Origin of the sequence: Empedobacter sp. R750 (assembly GCF_030324345.1) — a bacterium.
In the GTDB taxonomy this organism is placed as follows: Bacteria; Bacteroidota; Bacteroidia; order Flavobacteriales; family Weeksellaceae; genus Empedobacter; species Empedobacter falsenii_C.
Map to the genome: position 1 here is coordinate 1 of NZ_JACAGF010000057.1, position 665 is coordinate 665.

Here is a 665-nt window from a genome sequence, read left to right on the forward strand (position 1 = left end):
GTTGGCATATTGAACTCCTCGATCTGAATGAAAAATCAATCCTTTTTCTATCTTTCTGTTTGCTAAAGCGACTTTCCAGGCTGATAAACTTGTTTTTTCAGTGCTCATTTCATCGTACAAACTCCAACCAATAACCTTGCGATCGTACAAATCAAGAACAATTGTTAAATACAAAAATCCTTCAATTGTTCTGATGTAAGTGATGTCAGAAACCCATTTTTGGGCAGGTTTAGTGCTTTCGAAATCTCTATCAAGAATATTTTCTACAACCAAATAATTATGTTTAGAATCTGTTGTGATTTTAAATTTCTTGCTCAATTTACTTCTAATTCCAAGTTCTCTCATGTATTTTGAAACTGTAATTCGAGATATTTTAAATCCTAAATTATTTAATTCTGCTGTAATTCTTGGACTACCGTAACGTTGCTTTGAATCAAAATAAATCGTTAAAATACGTTGTTTCAGCTCTTCTTTTTTATGAAATCTAACAGAAAACGGACACTTTTTCCATCTAAAATAACTGCTTTGACTGATTTTTAAAACTTTACACATTTTTTCAATCGGATAAATAATTTCATGATTTTTGATGAATTGATATTTCAACGACCGCTCTTGGAAAAAATGCTGATCGCCTTTTTTAGGATGTCTCGTTCAAGTTCAGCATC

The 665-nt window shown here is 31.3% G+C and carries 1 protein-coding gene; it reads right to left on the minus strand.

The features are described 5' to 3' along the window. A partial coding sequence (locus HXZ74_RS17160; protein WP_286476521.1) for an IS3 family transposase occupies positions 1-603 on the minus strand: 603 nt, incomplete at its 3' end. Positions 604-665 lie beyond the last annotated feature (62 nt).